Genomic DNA, 22490 nt, shown 5'->3' on the forward strand with positions numbered 1-22490 from the left:
CCGGGGCCCGTCGGCCGGCCTGCTCGGCTCAGCCGACCGTGGGCTTCTCCTCCGCCTTCGCGGAGAGGACGCCCCAGACGAAGCCGCCGGCGGCCTGGACGACGGCCAGGGCGATCGCGGCCGGAAGGGGCAGCGCGAAGTAGCCGAGCGCCGCGCCCGCGGCCACGCCCGCGATCACGCCCCAGAGGAAGACCCCGATGGTCGTCTCGCCGCCGCGGCGCAGGATCTTCTCGTAGACGTAGACGGCGGCGAGGCCCATCGCCACGCCGAGCGAGGGGGCCGCGACGAAAGCCCCGAGCACGGCCGTCAGGAGCCCCGAGTGGAGTCCCGTGAAGAGCCCCGCCGCGGCGAAGCCGAGACCGGCGAGCACGCCGCGCACCAGCGGCGCGCGCAGAGCCAGAGTGCTCTTCATGCGGTCGCTGACGGGGTCGATGGAGGGGTCGAGCGGGAGCACGGCCTGGGAGGCGTCCCGCAGCGAGGGGACGCTCGAGCGGACGGCGGCGCCCGGGACGATGGTGAGGTCGATGTGGTCCGCGCGCCGGGAGTCGAGCGCCTTCTGCATCTCGCCTAAGCGCTCGATGCGCTGGGTCGTGTTGGGGTGGGTGACGAAGAGGTCGAAGAAGAAGTCGTCGGCCTTGCCCACCGCCAGCTTCGCCATCGCGTCGAGCTCCGGCAGCTGCCCCGCCGCCGCGAGCTGCTCGAAGGGGTTCACCGTGAGCATGTGCGCGAGCGCGGCGATGAGCGGCACGCGGGCCTTCTCGATCGTTACGCCCGGCTTCGGCCGCCAGCTGGTGAGCAGCCCCAGGCCCAGCGCGAGCGAGGCCGGGTCGCTGGAGAGCAGCGCTCCGTCCTCGTCAGCCCCCCCCTCGCGGGTGCGCGAGGAGGCCATCTGCACGAGCGACGCCGCGATGGGCGCCCAGAGGGCGATGAAGACCTTGAGGAGGCCCAGCGCCGCGCCGAAAGCCGGCGCGACGAAGGTGCGCTGGACCGGTTTGCCGCTCAGCCGGTCGTAGAAGCGCTGCAGGGCGGCCTTGGCGTGGCCGACCGCCCAGAGGATCTTATAGGAAGAGAAGGCGATGGCCGAGCTCATGCCCCCGGCGACGGCTCCGAGGATCATGTCGCGGTTCATCACGTGGCTGAACTCATGGCCGAGCACGCCGCGCAGGGCGCGGTAGCCGAGCGCCTTGAGGGCCTCCGCATCCGCCGCGCGCAGGGCCGCCGAGAGCTCCTCCTGCCCGGCGTTCCCGGGGATGCCGGCGAGGGAGCCGCGGATGGCCGTGCGGAAGACGGCGAAGGACTTGCTCGAAGGGTCGGTCATCTTCACGAGGCGCAGCAGGCCCTCGCGCAGGCCTTCGGGCTCGAGCAGCATCTCCTTGATCTCGACGGTGACGCCCACGAGCGCCTTGTTCGGGCTGATGCCGGTGGCGAAGGCGTTGGGCACGCCCATCTTCACGTTGATGATCTCCGGCATCGGGATGGGGGCCTTCCCCTTCTTCGCGAGCTCCTTGTTGATGATCTCGCGGAGTTCCTTCATCATAGCGAAGACCTCGGGGTCCTTCGCCTCGTCGGTCGGCTCGGTCTGCATCGTCTTCTTGATGAGGTCCTTGCTGAACCAGAGCTGCAGGCCCATGAGCACGGACACGAAGGCGATGTTGCCGAGCAGGGTGCCCACGCCGAAGACCGTGAAGCTCATGACGGCGCCCATGGCGACGAGCGAGCCGAGCGAGAGCCCGGTCTTCAGCCAGTAGTGGAAGCGCGGCCAGGCGGTCGGCTTCGGATACGCGACGGACTCGGGCTCGACCTGCGCGGGGGCGGTCGAAGGCGCGGGCGCGGCCGCCGGCAGGAGCCTCGTCATGAGGCGTTCGCTCCAGATCTGGGCCCGCTCGGGCAGGAAGGCGAGCACGAGGAAGGTGATCGGCGCGGCGAAACCCGTATAGACCGCCCAGGCGGCGAGCGCGCCGTAGAGATAGTCGAAGCCCTTCCCCTTGCCGAGGAACATCCAGGCGAAGAAGGCCCCGTTGACCATGATGGGGCTGTAGCCGGTCAGCAGCGCGAAGACGACGCCGGTCAGCACCCAGGTATAGGACGGGAAGCGCAGCGGCTGCAGCGAGCCCGGGACGCCGAAGGGGCGTCCGGTCTCGGCGGAGCGGATGAGGAAGCCGAGGAAGAAGGCCACGGTCGTCATCGCGGGCAGCGCGACGAGGCTCGCGACGGCGCTCAAGGTCAGCGGCAGCGCGCCGGCGGTGCCGAGGAAAGCGGCCGGGAGGGTGAGGGTGAACCAGGTGACGATCTTGCCGAGCCAGCCCTCGCCCTTGCCCTTGGCCGCGGCCGAGAGGCCGACGGCCGAGGCCGCGGCGACGAGCGGCGTGGCCGCGAGGAAATGAGCGACGGCCGCGCCGCCCAGGAAGGCGGGCAGGGCGACGGCGGCGGCGCCGAGGTACGCGCCGAGGAGGAGGTCGAGCGTGAGCTTGACCCCGCCCAGGCGCGGGGAATCGCGCAGCGAAAGGCGGTAGCGGGCGTAGAGCGCGGCCGGCACAAGGACGACGCCGGAGCTCAGCGTCCAGAGCGCGGCGACGGGCACGAAGCCGAAGAGCGCGGGCAGGAAGGTCGCGGCCGCCAGCTGGAGGCCGTAGACCGCCGCGCCGGCGAGGGTGATGCGGGCGACGGAGAGGAGAGTGTCCGCGACGCGGCCGCGGCGGGCCGGCTCGGGCGCCTGGGCGGGGACCGGGACGACGGACTTCGCGTCCGGGATCTCGCGGACGGAAGCGGGCGCCGCCTCGTGCAGAGCGATGCTCATCCGCTCGACGCCCTCATGACTGGAGAAGTCGTAGACCACCGGCATCCCGCCGGCCCGATAGACGGTCTTCTGGCGTTCGAGGTCCCGGGGATGGCCCATGCGGACGAGGACGTGCGTCTCCCGCATGTAGGACATCTTCTGAGTCGGATCCCCCGGCTCGATGCTGTAGCTCAGGAAGCCGTCGGCGGAACGCAGGGCGGCGAGGTCCGCCTCCACCTTCGCCTGAAGGGACGAGGCCTCCGGCGCCTGAGGACCCTCGGTGAGGTCGACCGCTTCGACCGAGCGGCGGCCGAGGAGGAGGTCCATCATGCGCGCGCCGGCGCTCTTCGCGGAGGCGGCGGGCATGGCCTCGATCTCCCGGACCGGCAGCGCGACCGCGCGCGGCTCGGCGAGGAGGGTCTTGAGGTCCGCGGCGCGCTGCTCCGAGCCGGCGGCCGGGACGCTCTGCGCGGCGGCGGGGACGGCCTTCGAACGGGAGAACACGGACGTCTGGAGAGCTTGCGCCGAGGCCGCGGGGACGGCGGCCTGGACGGCGGCGGCCTGCGTCTTGACGACGACGCCGGCCGGCGCGAGGCTCGGAAGAAGGCCGTTCTGCAGACTCAGCGGAGAGGAAGCGGCGCGGCCTGTGCCCGGGAGAGCGATGAGGTTCGTGCCGACGGCGGCGCCGGCGCCGAACGCCGAGTTCGCGGTCGGGACGGCGTGGGTGACGACGGCCTGGGCGAAGAGCCGGTAGCTCTCGAGGCCGGGGGCGAGCGCCACAAGGGCGAGCGCGAGCGTCGTCGCGGTGATTTTCTTCAGGAGCCGGGGATCCATCGTCATGTCGTCCTCCGTCGTGCTATAGGAGGATTATACGCGCGGTCCGGAGGGGACCGTGCCAGGCCAAGGGCCCATGCGCCGTGTGGTGTTCGCTCCCCCGGCGTCTGGGCCCTGTGACCCGGCTTATTTCCGCGCGGGTTCCGAGGTCGTGGGCACGTCGTTGAGGAGGGGCCTTTGCGTCGATTCGCGGCGGGTCGGAGTCTCGAGGTCGGGGTGGAGCTCGACCTCGCGCTCATACGGCGCGATGGTCGCGGTCGCGGAGCCCGGCAGCTCCGCGACGTGGAGGGCGTGCGGGAGGACCGCCGCCAGCACCATGAGCCAGAGGCGGGAACCGAGCGCGCGCGGGAGCGCTCCGGTCTTCGGCGCCGACGGCGGGCGGAGGATCCCGGAGAGGAACCCCGCCGTCGCGTCCGGTCCGACGGAAGGGAGCAGATGGACACCGCCGACGCGGGGGTCCGCGCTCTTCCCGACGGCGAGCGTCGTAGCCCCCGGATGGGCGTTGGCCATCGCGGCGTCCTGCCCGTGCAGGGCGAAATCGTCGCCGAAGATGAGGATGTCCCGGTCCGCGACCATGACGCGCTCCTCGCGCAGCGCGCCCAGGAGCCCGCGCAGACCGTCCGCCTTGGTCGCGCGCACGACCCGGACCTCGGCGGGGAGAGAGAGATCCTCGGGGTAGCGCAGAAGGACGCGGTTCTCGTCGGAGAACCCGGCCGCGCGGAAGGCCTTGTCGAAGCGGGTGTAGAGCTCGAGCATGCGTCCGTCGTCGCGCCAGTCCTGCGGCGCGAAGGAGAGCTCCTTCGCCGTCGTCTCCAGCAGCTCCACGACGCGCACGGCCTCCGCGTCGGTCGCCGCCGGCACGGCGAAGAAAGGGGACGACGGGGGCTCCCCGTCCTTCCCGTAGCGGTAGACCTCGGCGCCGCCGTCGGTGGCCAGGAGGAAGCCCTCGCGCAGGTCCGCCGGCAGCCGGTCCATGACGAGCTTCTGCATGCCCCAGAACCCGCCGGTCAGCGGCCGGTTCGTCGAGAAGGCCGTCCGGATGCCCGCGGCCTTCAGGCGGCGGAGGAGCTCGATGCGCTCGGCGCTGACGGGAGTGCCGACGCCGGAGACGTCCATGAAGGTCCGGTCGTAGTCGAGGACGACGAGGCGCGGCGGATGCGCGCGGAAGCGCTCGAGCAGCGCCTGCTCGCCCTGCGCGGGGAGACGAGGCGCGGAAACGGCCAGACCGAGCGCCGCGAGCAGCGCGGCCGCCGTGCGCCGGATGCGGTAGGAGAGCGGCAGCCGCGGCGCGCGGACGGCCGGCCCGGCGGGCAGGAGCTCCTCGAGGAACTCCGCCGTCGAGTCGGGCCCGACCACGGGCGAGAGGTAGACGTTGTCGAGGCGCGGGTCGGCGTCCTTGCCCACGGCGTAGACCACGGCGCCCGGCAGCGCGCGCGCCATCGCGGCGTCGTAGCCGGGCTTCGTGAAGTCGTCGCCGAAGATGACGACGTCGGCCGGGGCCGGCGCCGAGCCCTCCGCCTCGAGGGTCTTGAGTATCCCCGCGATCGCGCGGGCCTTCGTGGCCTTGGCGATCCGTATGTAGGGCTCCAGGGACTCCTTCGGCGGCTCTTTGTAGGTGACGTTGAACTCGAGGCCGAACTTCCCCGCGAAGCGCTTCTCGAAGGCGGCGGCGAGCTTCCTCGCCGCGGGTCGGTCGTTCTTCAGGACGAAGGTGAACTCGTGGTCCTTGCCGTCCTCCCGCCAGTCGGCGGAAGCGAATCCCGTCTCCGACGCGGCGGAGTTCATCAGGGAGAGGATGAGTCCCTTCTCCTCGAGGGTCATGGGGGTCTCGGAGAAAGCCGGGGCCGTCGGCTTCTCGCCGTCGGGGCCGTACTGGTAGACCTCGGCGCCGCCGCCCACCGAGAGGATGAAGCCTTCGCGCAGGGACGCGTCCATGCGGTCCATCAGCATGTTCTCCATCCCGTGCGGCCCCCCGTTGAGGGGGCGGTTGGTGGCGAAGATCGGCCGGATGCCGGCGTCCTTCAGGGCCTGGAGCAGGGCGAGGCGCTCGGGCGTCACGACGAGCCCCTTCCCCGACGAGTTGTCCATGAAGGTGTCGTCGTAGTCCATGATGACCGCCCTCGGAGGACGGGCCTGGAAGCGCGCGATGAGCGCCTCCCGGTCGGCGGCGGACAGGCGCGGGGCGGAACCCGCGACGCCGAGGACCGCGAGCAGCGCCGCGGCGCGCTTGCGCGCGAGATAGGCGCGTGAGAGCTCGAGCCCGGCGGGACGCCGCGCGAGCCAGTAGACGGCCGCGGCCGCGGCGAGGACGAGCGCCGCCGGCACGGTCCAGGCCGCGGGCAGCAGCGCCGCGAGGATCGGGGCGCCGGCCAGCAGCCAGCCGCTGAGCTTCGTCTCGACGGGAGCGGCCCGCCGGGCGACGAAGGACCCGTCGAAGAAGTCCACCTCGGCCTGGTCCCCCTCGGAGAGCTTCCCTTCGAGCTCGGCGTCGGCGAGGGCGTCGTAGACCTGCCGCTCGACCATCTGCTTGATGGGGCGCGCGCCGTAGGCGAGGTTCTCCGCGCTGCCCGCCGTCGCGAGCAGATGCTCCCGCGCGGCCGGGGTCAGCGCGGCGCTCATGCGTTTGGGCGCCAGGATGGTCTTATTGAGGACCGCGAGGCGGATGTCCAGGATCTTCTCGAGGGCCTTGCGCTCGAGCGTCTTGAAGACGAGCACGTGGTCCTTGCCGATGCGGTTGAAGAACTCGGGCGCCACGAGGTCCTTGAAGGCGTCGACGTAGGTCTCCCGCTGGACGGCGTCGGCCTCCGTCTTCTCGCCCCGGCCGTCGCCGAAGCCGATGGGGTGCTTGCTCTGCGCGAGGCTGCCGCCGGCGTTGGAGGTCATGATGATCACGGTGTTCGTGAAGTCCACCGTGCGCCCGTGGCCGTCGGTCATGCGCCCGTCGTCGAAGACCTGCAGGAACATCTTGAGCACGTCGGGGTGCGCCTTCTCGATCTCATCGAGGAGGATGACGCGGTAGGGGTTGCGGCGCACCGGCTCGGTGAGCTGGCCGCCCTCCTCGTAGCCGACGTAGCCGGGCGGAGCGCTCACGAGGCGGCTGGCGTTGTGCTTCTCCATGTACTCCGACATGTCGAAGCGCAGGAGCGCGGCCTCGCTCTGGAAGAGGAAGCGGGCGAGCGCCTTGGCGAGCTCGGTCTTGCCGACGCCGGTGGGGCCGAGGAAGGTGAAGACGCCGATGGGCTGGTTGGGGTCGCGATAGCCCATGCGCGCGCGGCGGACGGCCCGCACGACGGTGTCGACGGCCTCGTCCTGCCCGATGACGGCGGCCTTGATCTCGACCGGCATGCGCTGGAGCAGGGCCTTGTCGTCCTCGGAGAGGCTCTGGACCGGGATGCCGGTGCGCAGGAATACCTCGAAGGCGACGTCCTCGGGCTTCACCTCGGTGCGCTGCGTCTTCCCCGCCTTCGCGGCCTCTTCGGCCTGGAGCTGGACCTCGCTGGCGGCGTCGTCGAGCAGGTCGAGGGCGGAGTCGGGCAGGGCGCGCTCCTTCTGGTAGCGGGCGGCGAGCTTCACGACCGCCTTCACGGTCTCGGCCGGGATGCTCACGCCGTGCTTCTTCTCATAGCGCGCCTTCACGCCCTCGAGGATGGCCACGGCCTCCTCGGGGGTCGGCGCATCGAGGCGGACCTCCTGGAAGCGGCGCGCGAGCGCCGGGTCCTTCTCGAGGCGGGTGTACTCCTTGAGCGTGGTCGCGCCGATGACGGAGATGTCGCCGACGAGCGCCTCCTTCATGAGCCCGGCGGCGTCGGTGCCGCTCTTGTCGGAGTCGCCCATGCCGAGGATCTGGTGGATCTCGTCGATGAAGAGGAGTACCCGGCCGTTCGACTTCTTGACCTCGGCGAGCACGCCCTTGATGCGCTCCTCGAAGTCGCCGCGGTACTTGGTCCCGGCGAGCATCGCGCCCATGTCGAGCTTGACGATGATCTTCCCCTGGAGCGAGGGGAGCGAGCCGTCGACGATGCGCTGGGCGAGGCCCTCGACGACCTTCGTCTTGCCCACGCCCTTCTCGCCGGTGACGACGGGGTTGTTCTTCTCGACGCGCTGGAGGACCTTCACGAGCTGGCGGATCTCCTTGTCGCGCCCGATGAGGGGGTGGAGCTTGCCCTCCGCGGCGGCGGCCGTGAGGTCGGAGCCGTACTTCGCGAGGTTCGGGAACTCGGAGGCGCTCAGCTTGACATACGGCTTGGGTGCGGGCGCTTTCGGCTCGTCGGGAGCGGCGGGCGCGGGAAGCGCGGCCGGTGCCGGCTGCTTCGCGAGCTCGCCCATGAAGGCGGCGGCGGCGCCGAGGGCGACGCCCGTCGCGGGGTTCACCGGCCCCTGGGCGCCGAATTTCAGGACGAGGTTGGCGAGCACGCCCAAGCCGGCGCTCTCGGCGGGCGTCGGCCCCGCCGGAGCGCGGCCGGCGGCGAAGGAGCTGCGCCGCAGGTAGGTCTTCGCGGCCTCGAGGGCGGGGTTCCCCTCTCCCCCGGTCTTCTCGGCGACCAGGAGCGCGAGGGCCATGGCCGCGTCGTTGCGCAGGGCCAGGGCCATCTTCGCGTTGGGATGGTCGTCTCCCGTCTCCTCGCGGTAGCGCGCGAACTCGTCGACGACCGAGCTCAGGCCGACGAGGACGCCGGCGCGGTCCTCGAGGCTCTTATGCGGGAACTCGTGGAGGGCGATGCGCAGGCGCTGCTGAGCGTCGCCGTCGTCGAAGTTCCGCCCGCCCGGGGCCAGGTGAAGGACCGTCACCATCCACTCGCCGGTGTGCAGGCGCACGAGGTCCCCGTCGGCCTGCAGACGGGCGAGGACCTGTTCGAGGATCTCGCCGGTCATCTTGAGCTTGTAGGCGCTGGCGCGGACGGCCGTCTCCGAGAGGACGTCGCCGCCGTCGGCGGAGGCGATCAGCTCCCCGCGGAGCTCGCGCACGTCCTCGGCGTCGGCGGTGCGCGGCGCTTCCGGCGCGGCGTCGGGGCCGGGCCGGCCCAGGTGGTCGCGCAGGTAGCCCGCGACCGTCCGGTAGGCGGAGAGGTACTCGTCGCCGACGCCGGGCCGCTCCTCGGCGCTGCCGAGCAGCCGGAGAGCGGCCTTCAGCGCCTTCGCGGGCATCGGCGTGGGCTGGTAGCGGCCCGCCGCATACTGCCCGTTGACCCAGTTCCCGAGCTCGTCGAAAGGATCGTGCCGGCTGTCGGTGTCGGGCAGGCCGCGCAGACCGCTCGCCGCCTCGCCCAGCAGGGCTTTCACGGTGTTGAGCGCGGCGTTCGTGAACATCTGGTTGGCGAGGGCTTCGTTGGGATGGGCCTGCGCGAAGTCCTTCTTGTAGGTCGCGTACTGCTGAAGAGCGAGCAGGATGCGGTAGGCGGCGGCGGCATGACTTTCGCTCTTCGCCGAGAGGCTGTCGGCGAGCGCCTGGCGCAGCAGCTCGTTGGCGCTGGAGTCGTCGAAGGTCTCGGAGCGGCCGGGGATGGCTTTGCGGCCCAGGGACTCGATGCCGAGGCGCAGATAGTCCTTGTTGGCCATGGGCATGAGGAGGCCGCGCTCGACGGCGGCGTCGACGAGGAGGCTCTTGCTGGCGATCCCCGCCGCGACGACGATGCCCTTGAGGTCCTTTTCGCTCACGCGTTCGCCCTTCCCCCAGCGGCGCTGGAGCTCGGCGAGCGCCTTCTCCACGGGGGGCGCCTCGGAGTCGCCCGAGAGGGTCCCGGCGAGCAGGAACATGGGAAGGGCGGCGGCGTAGGGCGTCACGAGGCCGAAGGCGGCGAGCAGGCCGAGGGCGGCGGTGCCGACGAGGACGCCGGGGAGGACGTTCTTCAGAGTCGAGCGTGCGGGCGCCGGCGGAGCGGGCGGAGGCGCCGGACGCTTCCCGGAAGGAGGCGGGTTGGTCCGGTAGCCGCGATCGCCTCCCGTGAAGAGCGCGCCGTAGACCGCGATCGCGATCAGCCCGAGTGCGAGCGGTCCGGAGAAGGCCTCTTCGAGGGCGAGCAGGCCGATGGCGGCCCCGACGACGACGGCGGGGAGGGCTCGCTGCCACTGCAGGCCCGAGCGCGGGGAGACCGGGAAGTCGGACGGGGCGGGCACCACGGTCTCGACGGCATCGGAGGACGCGGAGCGCCCGAGCCCCGGGCGGCGGGTCTCCGTCTGCGCGCGCACGACGGGGACGGACTCGGCGGCGCGGCGGGTGAAGCCGTTCGCGTCGAAGGGACGCGCGGCCTCGACCTTCGCGGAGTTCTCCCCCCCCTGCAGCATGGCGGGGAGTTCCCCGGCCACGGACAGCAGCTTCTCACGCGGGCTCTCCTTCACCGGCTCGCCGGCCGCGGCCTTCACGGCAGGGACGACGACGGCCTTCTTCACGGCCGGAAGCCGGACGGCGGCGGGGAGCTGCGCGGCGGGCACGAGGGCGCGCCCCGCGGAGACGGCCACGGGCAGGGCCGAGGCCTGCGCCGCGGGGGTCTTGAGGGTCGGCGCATTCGAAAGGGAGAGGTCGACGACGGGGGAGAGCTTCAGTGCGGGCGTCCCGGAGACGCCCGGCTGCAGCGGGGCCGCGCCCGTCTGCACCCCCGCGACCCCGGTGTTGCCGGCGGCCGAGGTCCCGCTCGCCGAGCCGCTCACGGTCTGCGCGAGCGCGGCGCCGACGCCGGGGCCGGGACAGGTCAGGAGGATGGAGGCGGAGAGGATCGCGGCGATGAGACGGGAGAAGGGCATGTGAGGTGTCTCCGGGCGCGTCGTATGCATCGCGTTCCTTAATGATACTCGCGACGCCGCAAGCCCGTATGGGTCGAACAGGGTGTTTTTCGGCCGGAAAAGGCCCTAGAGGGTATAGGTCTTAGGGCCGAGGAGGAGTCGGGCCCCGGACGGCGCGCCGGTCGTCCGGATAGTCCTTCTGAACCTTCCTCCAGGCCTCGAAGTAGGAGCGCAGGCCCTCGAGAAGCTGGCGGGCGAAGCGTTCCTGCCCGTCGGCAGAGAGAAGCATCGCCTCCTGCTCGGGGAGAAGGACGTAGGCCGACTCGGTGAGCACCGCCGGCATCCAGGTCGCTCGGCAGACGGCGAGGTCGCCCCAGACGAGCGCGTTGTCGGGCAGGGGCGAGAGGCGGCGGTAGGAGGCGTGGACGGCCTCGGCCAGAGGGCGGCTCTGCGGCTGGTAGTAGAGCGTCATGTAGCCCAGCGGCGAGGCGAAAGGATCGTCCTCGACGCCGATGGAGTTGTTGTGGATGCTGAGCAGGACGTCGCCGCGAAGGTCCCAGGCGATGAACGCGCGGTCGGCGAGGGCCGGCCCGGCCGAGCTCGCGCGGGTCAGAAAAACCTCGGCGCCCTCGGCCTCGAGCAGGGACTTCAGGCGGAAGGCCAGCGCGAGGTTGAGGTTCTGCTCCTCCGAACCGCGGGGACCGAGCGCCCCGCGGTCGGGTCCGTGCCCGGGGTCGAGCACGACGCGCCGGCCCTTGAGCGGACTCCCCGTCCCGGCGAGGTCCGGCGGACGGCGGAGCTCGAGCACGAAACGGCCCTTCTCGTAGTAGGCGCCGTAACCCGCGCTCCAGCGCAGACGCGTGCGCACGAGCAGGCGGACGGTCTCGGTCCCCTCCTGCCGCCCGACGACCTCCGTGAGGACCGGGTCCTCCGCCGCATAGCGCACGCGGTCGAGGCGCTGGCGCGCGCCGAAGAAGCGGACCTCGAGCTCGAAGGGCTCGATGCGGTGGCTCACCTCGAAAGGCAGCGGCCGGTCGACCGCGACCGAGAGCTTCACCGCGTCGCTCGAGACCGAGACGCCCAGGTAGCGCCCGACCGTGCCGGGCGCGGGCGCGGAGCCCTCGGGCGCCGCGCGGACCTGCGCGGTGTCGGCCCAGAGTTCGAAGTCGGGCGCGAGCGGCACGCGCAGGAGGCCGCCGGCGCGGCCGGAGACGGGGAGCGCGATCCCCGGCGGGAGGAAGAGCGAGTAGCCGCCGGACCCGGAGCGCAGGATCGTGCTGCGCGCGGCGGTGACCGCCGCCTCCAGATGTCCGGAGGAGCGGACGGTGACCTTGCCCGGCGCCTCGTCCTTGAGCTTGAGGTCCTTGCCGCGGAGCTGGACCTCCACGAGAAGGTCGCGGCCGAGGTCGCCCGCCTCGGCGCGCCAGCGGCCCTCGTAGACGCCGCTGGAGACCTCGACGAGAGGACGGTCCTTGGCCAGCGAGCCGACGCGGAAGCGCCCCTCGACGCCCGCCGGACCGCGCGCGCGCACGAAGAGCCAGTCGCCGGGGAGCAGGAGCAGGTCCTCATGCGGCTCGAGGGCCTCGGCCTTCTTCATCCCGCCGGCCTCGAAGGGCTCGGCGACCTGGACGGTCCGCACGAGGGAGGCCGTCGCCCCCTCGCGCAGGGCCTCGAAGCGCAGGGCGAAGGTCCCCGTCGAGAAAGGCGCCATCGCCAGGAAGGCCCCGTCGGGCTGGAGGGGGACGGTCGAGCCGTTGACCGCGAGGGTCGCCCCGGGACCGGCGGTGCCGAAGACGAAGCTGCGGCGCAGGTACGGGTAGCGGGCGCCTTCGGCGGGCCAGACGACGCGCAGTTCGGGGGTCCGGGCCGCCGCCGGAACCGTGGAGACGGCGACTCCGGCGCCCGTTCCCGCGTCCGCCGCGGACGCCGGAACGGTCCCGAGGATGAGCGCGAGCGTCAGGAGCATCATCGCCGCCATGATACCATTCTCCGCGCGGCTCTCTTGACGGGACCGGGACCGAAGTCTACACTAGGACCCGGAGGGCCCGATGACACCCGACCTGTCCGCGTCCGCGCGCAAGATCCCGATCCTCCTTTTCGTCTGCGCCTTCGCCTGCGCCCTGGCGGCCTGCGGCGACGAGCCGCAGGAGCCCGCCGAAGAGGCTCCCCCGAGCGGGGGCGCCCACAGCCCCCCTCCGGGGGGCGGGGAGGTCGCGCTCGACGGGGCCCGTTCCGCCGAGAGCCCGTATGACCGCGCCCTCGGACACATCCGGGAGAGGGACTTCGACTCGGCGCGCGGCGCGCTGCTCGAGGCGCTGCAGTCGCCTTCCGCCGGACGGGAGGGAGAGGTCCGCGCGAAGCTCGCGGAGACGGAGCGGGAGCTGCTGGGCCGGCCCGCGACCGCCCCCGACGTGCTTCTGCGCCGCAACGACCTCCTGGACACGCGCGTGTCCGTGCGCGGCGCCTTCGTGAGCGGAGGAGAGGTCGGAGCCGCGTCGCAATACTTCTGGGTCGAGGCGGGGAAACGCCTGCGCTGCCGCTACGGCAAGCTGTCCTCGCGCGACAAGGCCGTCGTCTCCTCGCTGCGCGCCAAGGACCCCGTGCTCGTCCGCGGGACTCTGCGCCCCCCCTGGGGCACCGATGGGGAACCCTACCTCGAAACGGAGTTCGTGCACGCCGAGAAGGCGCGCTGAGAGGAAGGCCCGAGGTCACTTGACACCCCGTGTCCGGAGTCGGATACTAACCTCATGAGGATGCGTCCGGCCGTCCCCGCGCTCCTGAGCCTCACCCTCCTCCTCGCCGCGCCGCCGGCGCGCGCCGGCGCCTGGAACGACGACTATCGCGTCGGCCAGCAGGCCTACAAGGACGGCCCCTTCGGCGGGAAGGTCGCGGGCTTCTTCAACGCGCTGACGGGCGGAGCCGTGGCCGGCTCCGGCACCCCCTCGAAGGACGAAAAGGAGAAAAGCTCCTCCGGCGGCTCCTATCCCGCCGCCGCCTCCGCGGACAACCTCGCTCCGGGGAAGGATTCCATCTTCCCGACCCGCTCGAGCGTCGAAGAGGCGCAGCGCAAGCTCTCGAAGAACGGCGTCGAGACCGCGCCCGACGGCTCCCCGGCCGCCCTGGGGAGCTCCGGCTCGTCGGGCGGCCCCGGCGGCGACAGTCTCTCGCTCATCACCCCCGAGGACCGCTCCGCCGGCGCGACGAACCCCGCGGGCATCGAGTACGGTCGCCCCGGCGGCGCGGCCCCGAAGGGGAGGAGCAACGAGGCCCCCGTCCAGAACTACTACGTCCCCGGGCTCGGCAACGCGCGGCCGATGAGCGAGGACGAGATCCGTCGCGAGCTCGCCCGGCGCGGCAGCGGCCGCCCCGCCGCCCCGACGAACGCTCCCCAGATGCCGCGCGGCCTCGTGGGCGACGGCCCCGCCTTCGTCGACGGGCGCGTCGCCGTCCCGCGCATGAAGCGCGACGCCGACGCCCTCGCCGAATCGCGCGCCGAGGCGCATCTGCGGACGGCGCGCGCGAAGTTCCGCCTCAACGACTGGAACGGCGTGCTGGCCGAGGCCGAACTCTCCCTGGGAGTCCGTCCCACGGCCGAGGCGCACACGCTCAAGGCCCTCTCCCTCAACCGACTCGCCGACTCTTCCCCCTCCGCGAAGCGCCGCGCCCTCTACGAGCGGGCGGAGGCGTCGGCTCGCGAGGCGACGCGGCTCGACCCCAACGACGGCGCCGCCTGGGAGGAGCTCTCCTGGTCCCGACTGCGGCTCAAGAAGTACGCCGAAGCGCTGGAGAGCGCCGAGCGCGCGCTCCAGCTCAACCCCTCGAGCGCGGCCGCCCACTACATCCGCGCCGCCGCCCTCGAGGCCCTCGGCCGCCGCGAGGAGGGCCTGCGCTCCCTCGAGGAGGCGGCCCGGCTCGACCCCGCGCAGTACGACGGCCGCCTGCGCTCGGCCAAGGCGGGCGACCGCATCTTCGACCCCGAGTCCGACGACAGCTGGCAGCTGCTCGAGGCCGTTTCCGCGCGCCGGACCCGCTTCCCCATCGAGGAGGCCTTCCTCCTCTTCCTCGTCGGGCTCGTCGGCGCCGGCTTCTGGCTCCTGCGCCGCCGCCTCCTGAACGCGACGACGACCATCAGCCGCCGCCTCTCCGCCTCCGTCCCCACCCCTCGCGCCCGCCCCGTCGCCGCATCGGCCGCCGAGGAGCGGCTCGGCGGGAAGTACGAGCTCCTGCGCGTCATCGGCAAGGGCGGCATGGGGCAGGTCTGGGAGGCCCGGGACCACTCGCTCGGCCGCGTCGTCGCCATCAAGCGCGTCTATCTCGACGACGCGCCGCCGGGCTCGAAAGGCCGCGAACTCTACATCAAAGAGGCGCGCACGCTCGCGAGCCTCCACCATCCGGGCATCGTGGCGGTCTTCGAGATCCTGGACCTGCACGAGGGGCTCTACTTCGTCTTCGAGCTCCTCTCGGGGAAGACCGTCGCCCACCTGCTCGCCGAGCAGAAGCGCCTCCCGCTGCCGCGGGTCCAGGAGATCCTGCGCACGGTCTGCGAGACGCTCGAATTCGCGCACGGAAAGGGCATCGTGCATCGCGACCTCAAGCCCGCGAACATCATGGTCACCGACGAGGGCTTCGTGAAGGTCATGGACTTCGGCATCGCCCGGCGCATCGGCGACGACGCCTCCGCCTCGCGAGGCGCCGAGGGGGGGACGCTTCCCGCCGGCCTGCCCATGGCGCGCACCCAGACCGTGGCCGGCACGCCGGCCTATATGCCCCCGGAAGCCGAAGAGGGCCTCGTCACTCCCGCCTCGGACGTCTACTCGCTCGGGGTCGTCCTCTATGAGATGCTCACCGGCGCGCGCCCCTTCGGCTCGCACGCGCTCGCGCAGAAGATGGAGCGCGCCTACGCGAAGCCCTCCGCCGTCCTGCGGACCCTGCCGAAGGCCGTCGACGAGCTCGTCGACCGGGCGCTCGACCCCGACCTGAACAAGCGCCTGCAGTCGGCGAAGGACTTCCTGCGCGTCCTCGACGCCCTCCAGCCCCCCCCTGCGGCGTAGGCCGTAAGAGACCGCCGCAGGGCCCATCCGGCCCATATCGCCATCCCCCCTTCCTTGTTATCGTGGCGTCGATGACGATGGCCCCTCTGCGCCGTCCGCTCGCCGCCCTTCTCGCGCTCGCGCTCGTCCTCGCGCAATCGAGCGAGGCGCTACCCCAGGTCGTGAGCGTCGTCCGTTCGGCGAACGCCTCCCCGACGGTGAACGCCCTCGTCGCGGGGGCGGCTCCGTCCGCGACGGGCCTCTTCTCCCCGCTCCCCGTCACCATGCCGCTCCCCCTCGTCTCATGGACGGGAGCGGCGCTCACGCCCCTCCCCTCCCTCCGGCTCACGCCCGCGGCGCAGGCCGCGGTGAAGACGCCCCCCGGCGCCGCGCTCCCGACCGCCGCCCTCCCCGCGGCGTTCCCGTCGCAGAGCATGACGCTCGGGCTCGCGCGGACCTCGCCGCTTCCCGCGACCGCGTCCGGGAAGGGCGTCCCGACGGCCTTCGAGTCCCTGCACAGGACGAGCACGGACCTCGCGAAGGACTCCGCGGAACGACGCGCCCCTTCGCTCCTCTCCCGCCTCTTCGAGGCGTCGCGACGCGGCGCCGCCGGCGCGGAGCCGGTCCCTCTCTCGGGCGTCCAGACCGCCGCGCCTTCCGGACTCCGAGCCGGACGGACCGCCTCCGCGGCGCGCGCGGAGCCCGCCCCCCCGTCCGCGGAGGGCCCCGCCCCGGCGAAGCGCGGGGTCGTCCGCCAGCTCTGGTTCTGGATCCTCGTCGCGCTGGCCGCCGGCGCGGGCGCGGGGATCCTCGCTCCGACCTTCCCGGCCCTCGGAGCCGCGGTCTCCGGCGCGCAGGCGTTCGGCGGGCTCTTCATCTCCAGCCTGCGCCATCTCGCCGGGCCCCTCGTCTTCTCCTCCGTCATCGGCGCCATCGGCGGCCACGAAGACCCCAAGCAGCTCGGGAGCCTCAGCTGGAAGATGCTCCTCTACTTCGTCCTCACCAGTTCGGTCGCCTGCGGGATCGGCATCGGGCTGGCGACGCTCCTGCAGCCGGGCCGCTGCTTCGCCCTGCCGGCGGCGGGAGCGGCCCGTGCCGCGGCCGCCGCGCCCCCCGGCCTGGGGGCCTTCCTCGCCGGCATCGTCCCCTCCGACCCCCTCACCCCGTTCCTGACCGGGAACACCCTCCAGATCGTGTTCATGGCGGTGCTCGCCGGCATCACGGTCCTCGCGCTGGGGATGACGCGCTCCGAACGGACGCGGCAGGCCGGCCGGAAGATCGTGCAGGGCGCGGCCGCGGCGCAGGGCCTCGTCATGCGCGTGGTCCAAGGGATCATGTTCTCCGCGCCGCTCGCCGTCTTCGGCATGACGGCGAGGCTCTTCTCGGGCGCGGGGATCTCCGCGCTCGCGGGGATGGGCGCCTACGTGGGGACCGTCCTGCTGGGCCTGGCGCTCCTGCTCGGCTTCTACTGCGTCCTCGTCAAGGTCTGCGCCGCGCGTTCTCCGCTCGCCTACCTCTCGAGCCTGCGCGATGCGATGTTGACCGGGTTCTCCACGGCCAGCTCGTCGGCCACGATGCCGGTGTCGCTGAAGGCCGCTCTGAAGCTCGGGGTCTCCCCCCCCGTGGCGAACCTCATGATCACCATGGGCGCCGCGGTCAACATGGAGGGGACCGCCCTCTACCAGGCGGTGGCCGTGCTCTTCCTCGCGCAGGCGTTCGGCGTCGCGCTCCCCCCCGCCTCCCTGCTCTACGTCCTCGCCGTGCTGCTGGCCTCCTCGCTCGGCACGCCGGGAGCTCCGGGCGCCGGGATGGCCATCCTCGCCACGGTCATGGGCGGGGTGGGCATCCCGCTGGAGGGGATCGCGCTGATCATGGGCGTGGACCGGGTGCTGGACATGTCCCGCACCGCCATCAACGTGGTCGGAGACATCACCTCCGCCCTGATGATGGACGAGTGGCTGAAGCGGAAATGAATCCGGGGATCCCCGAACGGGGATTCCCGGCCCGTTAACGGAAGTTGAAGCCGAAGTTCGGCAGGCGGAAGAAGGAAGGCTCCGTCGTGCTGCGCAGGGCCCAGCAGAGATAACCCGACATCACGGCGGAGAAGAAGCACCAGACCGAGGAGAACGCATAGGTGAAGAAGAGGTGCGACGCGACGGCGGAAACGACGAGCAGGACGCCGAAGCGCTTCACGATGACGTCCGAGGACAGCAGCAGCGGGGCTCCCGCCACCAGCAGATAGAGGAAGCGCATCAGGTCGGTCGTCACGGTCTGGAACATCAGCGCGCCGGTGTACTTATAGGAGATGGAGTTGCAGACCACGACGGTCTTCAGCCAGCCCGTCGTGTCGCTCGCCACCGGGCCGAACATGAGGTCCCCGAGCGCGAGCCCGACGACCATCATCGTGGCCATGAAGAGGCGCCAGCGCGGACGCTTCTCGGCGGTCATCGCGAGGAAAGGCATCCAGACCGGCCAGAAGGACAGAGCGAAGAAGAGGAAGAGCTGGGAGTAGATCTTGCACATGGCCTGCCCGGCGTCGCCGTAGGCCAGCGCGCGCCAGACCTGCCCTTCGAAGAACTGCTGCACCCCGAAGAACACGGGGACCACGCTCAGCGGGAGATAGCGGTACTTGCGCGCGCGCAGCACGGAGAGCACGCAGAAGCCGCCGCCCGGGATGAGCGCGGCGCTCGCGGCGAAGCTGGCGTTCGCGGAGAAGCACATGGCGGGCGCTATCGTATCAATCGCGGGGGGCGCGCCTCAAGTCTCCCGTCGAGAAGTCTTGGTATAATCGACCCATGCGCATCGCGCTCGCCGCGCTCCTCGGAATCACGCTCCTCCCCGCCGGCGCGGCGGCCGCGACGAGGCGGCCCCTCCAGACCTATCCCTTCGACGGCGTCCTCGGCTGGCGGCTGGACCTGCCCCTCGACTACGCGTTCACCCGCGCCTTCAAGGGCCGCCGGCAGGGCACGGAGCTGCTCCTGCTCTCGCCGAAGAACTTCGAGCGCTGGACCCGGGCGGGGAAGGCGCCGCCCAGGGACGGAGGTCTCGTGCGCGTCGAAGCGGTCGCGAAGGACGACCCCGATTTCGGCGGAGTGACGGCCGACCTCGACTTCATGCGCGAGTCCATGCGCCGGGCCCGGACGGAGCGGGGGGACGTCTTCGAGCTCGACGGCTACGGGATGGGCCTGCCGGCCTTCGTCGTGCGCACCTCCAAGCCGGCGCCGAAAGTCGAGGTCGTCGCCGAAGGCCGCCGCCTGCTCTACAAGTTCGTCGCCGCCGAGGACGGCGAGCATCTGCGCGACGTCGTCGAAGGCCTGCGCGAGGGCGCGGCTCCCGCGCCGAAAGCCGCGCCCCTTCCCGACGCCGCGGCTTCGCCGAGCGCGCGCTCCGCGCCGTCCCTGCGCGTCCGCGCGCGGGAGCTCCCCTTGCGGGAGGAGCAGCGCTCCGTGGAGACGGCCCTGCGCCTCCAGAGCGAACCGCGCACGGGCTGGAAGCTCGTCCCTCTCGCGCATTTCCGGCGCGGAGCGCGGCACGCGGCCCTCACGCTCGCCCTTTTCGACCCCGACGGCACGCTCTCCCGCGACGACTCGGTCACGGGCGTGAGCTTCGAGCGCGGCCCGGACGGGACCCTCTCCATCCTCGACGAGTCCTGGCTCTATTCCGGCGACAAGAAGGCGCTCCTCGCGCGCCAGCTCGACGGCGAGGACTACCGGCTCGTCGGCCGCCGCGAGGGGGCCCCGCTCGAACGGCTCGGCCCGCGGGTCCTCGAGGGCTTCCTCCGCCTGCGCGCCCTCTACCGCCGCAAGCTCCGCGACGACGCCGTGAAGGCCGCCGCCGACTACTCCCGCCTCTTCGCCTCCGATGGAGAGGCCTTCACGGAGTGGATGCCGCGCAGCATGCTCTACGCGGCCGACGAAGGGCTCGTGCTGAAGTACGTCGGCCTCAAGAAGGAGGGCGGCGAGGCGGCGCTGACCTTCCGGCAGGACTTCAAAGGCCGGACCGGGAGCTTCACCCTCCACGCCCGCCCCGCCGGCGGGAAGTCGGCCGACTGGTCCGTCGTCTCCGCCTCGAAATAGCCGGCCCCCCCCTCTCGGGCCACGGGCCTACGGAACCCCTAGGCCGCATGAGGCCCTCCGACGTGCGCGATGGTCCCACGCGCAGGAAGCCGTCATCCGGTATCCTCTGAGCATGGAAACGAACCTCTTTCGCCGCTCGCTGTGCCTGCTCCTCGCGGGGGCCCTCTCCCTCTGCGCTCCCGCCGGCGCCATGGCCCAGGTCGTCGCCGCCGCCCCGCTCCGAGCACCCGTCTCCGTCCCGGTCTTCGCCGCAACGGTCCGGACCGGAGACCTCGCCGCGAGCACTCCGGGCCTCTCTCCGACGCTGACGCTCTCCGGCGCCGGCATCGCTCTCCCCTCCGGCCTCGTCCCGACGCTCCGTACGGGGGAGTCCGCCGCGAAGGGCTCCGTCGTCGCCGCTCTCCCCCTCGCCCTGCCGGCGGCCGTCGTCCCCGGCGCGATCGCGCGCCCCGCCTTCGGTGCGGCGGCCGCCCCGGCCGCCGCCGCAGAGGAGCAGCCCGCCGCGATCCAGACCCTGCAGGAGACGGGGACCGCTCTCTCGAAGGACGCCTCCGGCGAGAAATCTTCCTCCATCCTCTCGCGCCTCTTCGAATCGTCGCGCGCGCGCGCCTTCGCCGAGGACGCCGTCCCGGCCGCCCCTTCGGACGCGTCCGTCACGGGCCTGAGCGCCGCGGGGAAGACCGCGGCCTCCCCTTCCGCGCCGAAGCCCGTCCCGGCCCCCTCCGTCGGATGGAAGGAAGCGTTCGGGATCGGGTCCGTCCTCGTCGCGCTCCAGCTCCTCATGGAGTACGCCCTCCCGCCGCTCATCGGGCTCCTCACCGGCTACACGCCGCACCCCAACTATCTGCCGCCGAGCGCCGCTCGAACCGTCGAGCCCGTCATGCATCTCGTCGGCGCGCTCAAGGCGGCGGTCGTCGCCCCGGTCATCGAGGAGTTCCTCATCCGCGCCGGCCTCATGGGCTGGCTGACGAAAGTCCTGACGCCGCTGAGCCGCCATGCTCCGTGGATCGCCGCGCTCGCGACGTCCCTGCTCTTCGTCGTCGGACACGAGACCGCCGACCCCGTCTTCTTCGCCATCCGCCTGGCGGGCTCCCTGATGCTCTCCTGGGCCTACATGCGCGGCGGCCTCAAGAGCTCCATCGCCATGCACGGCCTGCACAACGGCTTCTACGCCCTGCAGGACCTCTCGAACGTCTTCCTGGGAGCGAACTCCGGGAACTCGATGGCGATGCTCCTCGGCCTCGCCTACGCCTTCGCGGCCTACAAGGTCTGGCCCGCCTTCCGTGCGCACCTGAAGAAGACCCCTCCGCCGCCCGGGGTCTGAGAGAACCGCGGATCGGGCCGACGGAGCCCGGTGTGATAGAATGGCTCCATGCTTCACAGACGCCTGCTCCTGCTGGCCGGCCTCCTCGCCGTCCAGGTCCTGATCTCCCTGCCGCGCCTCAACAAGCCCTTCCTGGACGGCCGCGCGCACTGGGACATCGACAGCGCGGGCTTCCTGCTGCGGGCCATCCACAGTCAGGAGCCCTCCCGCCGCGGTCCGCTGGACGTCTTCGGCCTCAAGCGCTTCGAGTACGGAGCGGACGGGGAGGTCGCGTCCGCGAAGCATTACGCCCATCACCCCGTCCTCCCCTCCCTCCTCTTCAACGCCTGTACCCGGCTCACCGGCTACGGCTTCTGGGCCCCGCGCAGCTTCTCGCTCCTCTTCTCGCTGCTCACGACGGCCCTGGTGTTCCTCCTCCTCCTGCGCGCGGCCGACGACCCCCTGCTCGCTTTCGCCGCGACGCTGCTCCATCTGCTCCTGCCCCTCTACTACAACTACCAGGACGCCTGGAAGCATGAGGTCCTCGTGTCGTTCTTCACGTGGGCCGTCCTGCTCTGTCTCTACGAACTCGAGCGGCCGACCGCCCGGCGGCTGTTCCCCGTCCTCTTCTTCCTCCTCTTCCAGGCCGGCTGGGCCGCCTACCCGATGGGCGCGGCGATCCTCGCCTATCTCCGCTGGGTGCGCCGCGACGCCCTGGCTCCGCGCGCCCTCGCCGTCGCCGCGGCGTCGGCCGCTTTGAACGTCCTCCTCCTCCACGCCCTCGGCGCCGACGCGGCGGGCATGCGGGCGCAGGCCGTCCTGCGCATGAACTCGGGCCTGGAGAGCGTCTCCCTGTCCGCGTGGGCGGGGAACCAGCTCGCCTTCGCCGGGAGCAACTTCGGCTGGGGCGCCCTAGCCGCGGCCTGCGCGTGCCTCGCCTACGCCCTCGCCCGCTTCCGCCGCCGCGCGCATGCGCTGACGCTCTTCGGAGGGATGGCCGCGCTCTCGGCCCTCGCCTGGGTCTGCGTCTTCCGCAACCAGAGCCACATCCATCACTACGTGCAGTGGCTGGCGGGCGCGGCGCCGCCGTTGGCGGTCCTCGGGCTTTACTGCTCCCTGCGCGAAAAGACGGCCCGCCCCGCCCGGCTCCGGGCGTCGGCGCTCGCGCTGCTGCTCGCGCTCTGCGCCGTCTCCTTGAACGGCGGCCGCCGGCTCGAGGCGCTCATCCACGAGGGGACCTTCGCCACGCCTCAGGACGTGCGCGCCGTCGCCGACGAGACCCGGCGCCTCGTGGTGTTCCTCGACGGCACGAGCGGACCGAAAGACTGGTGGATCAGCCCCGTCCTCTCCCTCTACACCGATCCCTACTACAAGGCCGGGCGGCTGGGACTGCCGCGCGCGCGCGTGCGCGGCACGCTCGTTTTCGCGGACTCTTCCCACCCGATGTTGGAGGACTCCGACGTGCTCGTGACGCTCAACGACGCCGGCACCCTGCGCCGCGCGCTGCGCGCGGCGGGGTCGGTCGATGCTCGCCGCTGCCTGAGGATCTCCGCCTTCACGCCCGTCTTCGCCTTCCTTTCCCCCCGCCGCGGCGCGGAGTGCCGCAATTCGGCGCTGCTGAGCGCCTCCTAGGAGTCCGTCCGAGTAATAGCGTGCGTTTTGGCCGGGCGATTTCGAGCCGAGGCAAGGCGCGAGGAGCGAGGATAGCTTGAGCTATCTGAGCGACGAGCAACGCAGCCGCAGGCCGAAAGCGC

10 protein-coding genes are annotated in these 22490 nt (G+C 72.1%); 6 read left to right on the top strand and 4 right to left on the bottom strand.

Features of this window, described 5'->3' with window-relative positions; genetic code table 11:
- Positions 1 to 28: 28 nt before the first annotated feature.
- The 3 genes from WC969_02530 to WC969_02540 all read right to left on the bottom strand — a co-directional run bounded on the left by WC969_02530 (position 29) and on the right by WC969_02540 (position 12305).
- Complete coding sequence (locus WC969_02530) at positions 29 to 3616, bottom strand: M48 family metalloprotease (protein ID MFA6028712.1); 3588 nt, start codon at positions 3614 to 3616, stop codon at positions 29 to 31.
- Between the two features lie 120 nt (positions 3617 to 3736).
- A complete protein-coding gene (locus WC969_02535) occupies positions 3737 to 10348 on the bottom strand; it encodes an AAA family ATPase (protein MFA6028713.1) in 6612 nt (2203 codons plus the stop codon).
- Between the two features lie 121 nt (positions 10349 to 10469).
- Positions 10470 to 12305: an N-acetylmuramoyl-L-alanine amidase gene (locus tag WC969_02540; GenBank protein ID MFA6028714.1), complete on the bottom strand. Its 1836-nt coding sequence runs from the start codon at positions 12303 to 12305 to the stop codon at positions 10470 to 10472.
- Positions 12306 to 12375: 70 nt separating this feature from the next.
- Between WC969_02540 and WC969_02545 the strand changes: the two genes are divergently transcribed.
- From WC969_02545 to WC969_02555, 3 genes are all read left to right on the top strand, one after another.
- Entirely contained in the window at positions 12376 to 13020 is a 645-nt protein-coding gene (locus tag WC969_02545; GenBank protein MFA6028715.1) for a hypothetical protein, read from the top strand.
- 54 nt (positions 13021 to 13074) lie between these two features.
- Entirely contained in the window at positions 13075 to 15378 is a 2304-nt protein-coding gene (locus tag WC969_02550; protein ID MFA6028716.1) for a protein kinase, read from the top strand.
- Between the two features lie 71 nt (positions 15379 to 15449).
- Entirely contained in the window at positions 15450 to 17330 is a 1881-nt protein-coding gene (locus WC969_02555; protein ID MFA6028717.1) for a cation:dicarboxylase symporter family transporter, read from the top strand.
- 34 nt (positions 17331 to 17364) lie between these two features.
- On the opposite strand, the gene WC969_02560 is transcribed toward WC969_02555, so the two are convergent.
- A complete protein-coding gene (locus WC969_02560; GenBank protein ID MFA6028718.1) occupies positions 17365 to 18078 on the bottom strand; it encodes a DUF6629 family protein in 714 nt (237 codons plus the stop codon).
- A 74-nt stretch (positions 18079 to 18152) separates the two neighbouring features.
- Between WC969_02560 and WC969_02565 the strand changes: the two genes are divergently transcribed.
- The 3 genes from WC969_02565 to WC969_02575 all read left to right on the top strand — a co-directional run bounded on the left by WC969_02565 (position 18153) and on the right by WC969_02575 (position 22368).
- Complete coding sequence (locus WC969_02565) at positions 18153 to 19433, top strand: hypothetical protein (protein MFA6028719.1); 1281 nt, start codon at positions 18153 to 18155, stop codon at positions 19431 to 19433.
- 112 nt (positions 19434 to 19545) lie between these two features.
- Positions 19546 to 20757: a CPBP family intramembrane glutamic endopeptidase gene (locus WC969_02570; GenBank protein MFA6028720.1), complete on the top strand. Its 1212-nt coding sequence runs from the start codon at positions 19546 to 19548 to the stop codon at positions 20755 to 20757.
- A gap of 48 nt (positions 20758 to 20805) precedes the next feature.
- Entirely contained in the window at positions 20806 to 22368 is a 1563-nt protein-coding gene (locus WC969_02575; protein ID MFA6028721.1) for a hypothetical protein, read from the top strand.
- Positions 22369 to 22490: the final 122 nt, after the last annotated feature.

The sequence above is a fragment of the Elusimicrobiota bacterium genome (genome assembly GCA_041660925.1).
Taxonomy (GTDB): Bacteria; Elusimicrobiota; Elusimicrobia; order UBA1565; family UBA1565; genus JBAZUV01.